Source organism: Lentzea sp. NPDC004782, assembly GCF_040609115.1.
Lineage (GTDB): Bacteria > Actinomycetota > Actinomycetes > Mycobacteriales > Pseudonocardiaceae > Lentzea.
In genome coordinates, this window is record NZ_JBEXJN010000003.1 from 1 (window position 1) to 4,812 (window position 4,812).

Annotated in this window: 5 protein-coding genes; 4 read left to right on the top strand and 1 reads right to left on the bottom strand. The window is 68.1% G+C overall.

The window, feature by feature from the left end; translation table 11 throughout:
• Positions 1-101 precede the first annotated feature (101 nt).
• Positions 102-752 (top strand): response regulator transcription factor, encoded by a 651-nt coding sequence (locus ABZV40_RS03275; RefSeq protein ID WP_355434983.1) that lies wholly within the window; start codon positions 102-104, stop codon positions 750-752.
• 125 nt (positions 753-877) lie between these two features.
• Here the strand turns inward: ABZV40_RS03275 and ABZV40_RS03280 are convergent, their stop codons facing one another.
• Positions 878-1,144, bottom strand: a complete 267-nt coding sequence (locus tag ABZV40_RS03280; RefSeq protein WP_355434986.1) for a GlsB/YeaQ/YmgE family stress response membrane protein — start codon at positions 1,142-1,144, stop codon at positions 878-880.
• A gap of 135 nt (positions 1,145-1,279) precedes the next feature.
• On the opposite strand from ABZV40_RS03280, the gene dxr reads away from it, so the two are divergent.
• The 3 genes from dxr to ispG all read left to right on the top strand — a co-directional run.
• Positions 1,280-2,410, top strand: coding sequence for a 1-deoxy-D-xylulose-5-phosphate reductoisomerase (gene dxr, locus ABZV40_RS03285; protein ID WP_355434989.1), 1,131 nt, complete (start codon positions 1,280-1,282; stop codon positions 2,408-2,410).
• Between the two features lie 13 nt (positions 2,411-2,423).
• Positions 2,424-3,626, top strand: a complete 1,203-nt coding sequence (locus ABZV40_RS03290; protein ID WP_355435767.1) for a site-2 protease family protein — start codon at positions 2,424-2,426, stop codon at positions 3,624-3,626.
• A 45-nt stretch (positions 3,627-3,671) separates the two neighbouring features.
• A partial coding sequence (ispG, locus tag ABZV40_RS03295) for a flavodoxin-dependent (E)-4-hydroxy-3-methylbut-2-enyl-diphosphate synthase (RefSeq protein ID WP_355435770.1) occupies positions 3,672-4,812 on the top strand: 1,141 nt, incomplete at its 3' end.

Genomic DNA, 4,812 nt, shown 5'->3' on the forward strand with positions numbered 1-4,812 from the left:
TCCTTCCGAGCCACCTCACGGCAACAAGCCATCAGCCACACCCCATCGCACTGGGCATCCGGAGCACTCACCCCGAACAACCTCAACCTTAGGGACAAGCCATGATCCGCGTGCTCATCGCCGACGACGAACCGCTGATGCGCGCCGGCATCAAGGCCATCCTCGGCACCGCGGACGACATCGAGCTGGTGGAGGAGGCGGGCGACGGCCGCGAGGCGCTGCAGGTCGTGCGCGAGCGCCGCGTCGACGTGGCGGTGCTGGACATCCGCATGCCGCGGATGGACGGCCTGGCGTGCGCCCGCGAGCTGAAGGTCGTCGCACCGTCCGTGCGGGTCGTGATGCTGACGACGTTCGGCGAGGACGAGAACATCGTGCGGGCCCTGTCCGACGGCGCTGCCGGGTTCCTGTTGAAGGACTCAGCGCCTGAGGAGCTGCTACGGGCCGTGCGCGCAGTGCACAACGGTGAGGCTTATCTGTCGCCGATGGTCACCTCGCGGGTGGTCGGCATGGTGGCCACCTCCGGGCAGCCGAAGCGGCAGGAGGCGCGGAAGGCCGTCGCCGGGCTCACCGAACGCGAGGTCGAGGTGCTGGCGTTGCTCGGGCAGGGCATGTCCAACGCCGACATCGGGGCGAAGCTGCACATGTCCGAGGCGACGGTGAAGACGTACGTGTCGCGGTTGCTGGCCAAGCTGGGCCTCACCAACCGCGTCCAAGCGGCCCTCCTGGCCCGCGACGCGGGCATCGCGAGCTAGCCGCTTCCAAGGAACGCGGGGGCCCCGCGTTTCCACCAGGGGAACGCGGGGCCCCCGCGTTCCCTTCGGCACAGAGACGAGAGGCCGTTCGGGGGTCACCCGAACGGCCTCAAACGTCTCAGTGCCTATACGTGACTTCGCCTGCCGGTCACCAGGCGGTAGATGCCGAGCAGGATGAGCGATCCGACGATCGCCAGCAACCAGGTCCTGATCTCGAAGAACGAGCCCAGGTCAGTCCCGAAGAGCGCGGATCCGATGAAGCCACCGAGAATCGCGCCAACGATGCCCAGCAGCATCGTGATGATGAAGCCGCCGGGGTCGTTACCAGGCATGATGGCCTTGGCGATGGCGCCGGCCAGCAGACCGAGCACAATCCATCCCAGGATGCCCACGGAGAGTCTCCTTCCATCCGCTTGTCGAGGATGGAATGCCCACGAACTGGCGACTTCACGCCTCCAAAACCGCTCCGTTATCAAAGTAGCGGGCTGTGCCGGGCTCTCAGGCACTCTCCGGAACAATGAGGGGCGATGAGTACTCCACGCACTGTCCTGATCCTGGGCTCGACCGGCTCCGTCGGGACCCAGGCGCTCGACGTCATCCGGCGCAACCGCGACCGCTTCCAGGTCGTCGGGCTCGGCGCGGGCGGGCGTCAGCTCGACCTGCTCGAGCAGCAGGCAGCCGAGTTCGGCGTCACCACCGTCGCCGTGGCCAACGGTGCCGAGGTCCCCGGCGTCAAGACGCTGACCAGCATGGTCGACCTGATCGAGGCCTGCCCCGCGGACGTCGTGCTCAACGGCATGGACGGGTCGCGCGGCCTGGAGCCGTCGCTGAAGGCGCTGGAGACCGGCGCCACGCTCGCGCTCGCCAACAAGGAGTCGCTCATCGCGGGCGGGCCGCTCGTGCTGAAGGCCGCCAAGCCCGACCAGATCGTGCCGGTGGACTCGGAGCACTCGGCGCTCGCGCAGTGCCTGCGGGGTGGCGCGCCGCACGAGGTGCACAAGCTGGTGCTGACGGCGTCCGGCGGGCCGTTCCGCGGCAGGACCCGCGCGGACCTGGCCGACATCACCGTGCAGCAGGCCATGGCGCACCCGACGTGGTCCATGGGCCAGGTCGTCACGATCAACTCGGCGAACCTGGTGAACAAGGGCCTCGAGCTGATCGAGGCGCACCTGCTGTTCGGGGTGCCGTACGACCGCATCGACGTCGTGGTGCACCCGCAGTCCATCATTCACTCGATGGTGACCTTCACCGACGGCTCGACGCTCGCGCAGGCGTCGCCGCCGGACATGCGCCTGCCCATCTCACTCGGCCTCGGGTGGCCCGAGCGCGTCGCCGGTGCCGCGGCCGCCTGTACCTTTGACACCGCCACCTCGTGGACGTTCGAACCGGTGGACAGCGTCACGTTCCCCGCGGTCGAGCTCGCCCGGCAGGCGGGCGGCGGCGGTGGCTGTCTGCCCGCGATCTACAACGCCGCGAACGAAGAGGCCCTGGCCGCCTTCGTCGCGGGCAAGACGTCGTTCCTGTCGATCGTGGACACCATCGGCCAGGTTCTCGGCGAGGCGAATGACTGGCAGAAGGACCCCGCGGACGTCGCGGAGGTCCTGGCCGCCGAGGACTGGGCACGCGCACGTGCCCGCGAGCTGGTTGGAAGGAACTGACCTCGTGAACACGATCATCAACGTCCTCGGTGTGCTGTTGTTCGCGTTCGGCATCGCGGTGTCCATCGCGCTGCACGAGTTCGGGCACCTGCTGACCGCGAAGGCCTTCGGCATGAAGGTCACCCGCTACTTCATCGGCTTCGGCCCGAAGCTGTTCTCGTTCCGCAAGGGCGAGACCGAGTACGGCCTGAAGGCGATCCCGGCCGGTGGCTTCTGCGAGATCACCGGCATGACCGCGCTGGAGGAGGTCCACCCGGACGACCGGCCGCGCGCGTTCTACAAGCAGAAGGTGTGGAAGCGCGTCGTCGTGCTGTCCGCCGGGTCGATCACGCACTTCCTGCTCGGCTTCATCATCCTGCTGATCCTCGCGATGTCGCTGGGCCTGCCCAACAACAAGGACCTGCCGGTGCTCGCGCAGGTCTCCGACTGCGTCCAGGACTACACCGTCCCGTTCGACGCGCCGTGCCCCGCCGGGGCGCCGTCGCCCGCGAAGAGCGCGGGCCTCAAGCCCGGTGACCAGATCGTCTCGATCGCGGGCAAGCCGATCGCCACCTGGTCGGACATGCAGAAGGTCACCCGCGACCTCAGCGGCCCGAACGAGTTCAAGGTGCTGCGCGACGGCAAGGAGATCGCGCTCACCGTCGACGTGCCCAAGGTCACCCGCCAGATCTCCAACGGCAAGGGCGGCGTGGAGGTCAAGCAGGTCGGCGCCATCGGCGTGATCGTCCAGCAGGCCTTCACCTACGGCCCGATCGACGCGATCCCGGCCGCCGTGTCGTTCACCGGCGACATGTTCGTGAACACCTGGAAGGGCCTCATGCGCTTCCCGGAGCGCATCCCGGCCGTGGTCAAGGCCATCGGCGGCGGCGAGCGCGACCTCGACACCCCGATCTCGGTCGTCGGCGCCTCCCGCCTCGGCGGCGACGCGGCGGAACGGGGCCTCTGGGCGTTCTTCATCCTGATGCTGGCGGGCCTGAACTTCTTCGTCGGTGTGTTCAACCTCCTGCCGCTGCTGCCGCTTGACGGTGGTCACATCGCCGTCAACCTCTACGAACGGGTGCGAGACTGGTTGAGGAAGCTGCGCGGCATGCCCGCCGGCGCCCCGGTCAACTACATGCGCCTGTTGCCGCTCACCTACGTGGTCATCTTCATCGGCGGCGCCATCACGCTGCTGACCGTGACCGCCGACATCGTCAACCCGATCAGGTTGCAGTGATTTACGAAAGGTGCAAAACCCATGAGTGACGGCGTGATGCTCGGAATGCCGGCACTGCCGCCGCCGGTGCTGTCGGAACGCCGCAAGACCAGGCAGCTGATGGTCGGCAACGTCGGTGTCGGCAGCGAGTTCCCCGTCTCCGTCCAGTCGATGACGACGACCCTGACGTCGGACGTCAACGCGACGCTGCAGCAGATCGCGGAGCTCACCGCGGCAGGCTGCGACATCGTCCGGGTCGCCTGCCCGTCCCAGGACGACGCCGACGCCCTGCCCGCGATCGCCAAGAAGTCGCAGATCCCGGTGATCGCGGACATCCACTTCCAGCCGAAGTACGTCTTCGCCGCCATCGAAGCAGGCTGCGCCGCAGTCCGCGTGAACCCGGGCAACATCCGCAAGTTCGACGACCAGGTGAAGGAGATCGCCGCCGCCGCGCGCGACCACGGCACCCCGATCCGCATCGGCGTCAACGCGGGTTCCCTGGACCCGCGCCTGCTGCAGAAGTACGGCAAGGCCACCCCGGAGGCCCTCGCCGAGAGCGCGATGTGGGAGGCCTCGCTCTTCGCGGAGCACGACTTCCACGACATCAAGATCTCGGTGAAGCACAACGACCCGGTGGTCATGATCCGCGCCTACGAACTCCTCGCGGAACAGTGCGACTACCCGCTCCACCTCGGCGTCACCGAGGCGGGCCCGGCGTTCCAGGGCACCATCAAGTCGGCCGTGGCGTTCGGCGCCCTGCTCCGCCAGGGCATCGGCGACACCATCCGGGTGTCGTTGAGCGCCCCGCCGGTCGAGGAGATCAAGGTCGGCCACCAGATCCTGCAGTCGCTGAACCTCCGGCCGCGCAAGCTGGAGATCGTGTCCTGCCCGTCCTGCGGCCGCGCCCAGGTGGACGTGTACACGCTCGCCGAGCAGGTCACCGCAGGCCTGGAGGGCATGGAGGTGCCGTTGCGCGTCGCCGTCATGGGCTGCGTCGTGAACGGTCCCGGCGAGGCCCGCGAGGCCGACCTGGGTGTCGCCTCCGGCAACGGCAAGGGCCAGATCTTCGTCAAGGGCAAGGTCATCAAGACCGTCCCGGAACACGCGATCGTGGAAACCCTCATCGAAGAGGCGATGCGCATCACCCAGGAGCAGCTGGCCCAGGCCTTCGACGTCAGCGTTCCGCTGATCTCGTCGTGGGAACGGC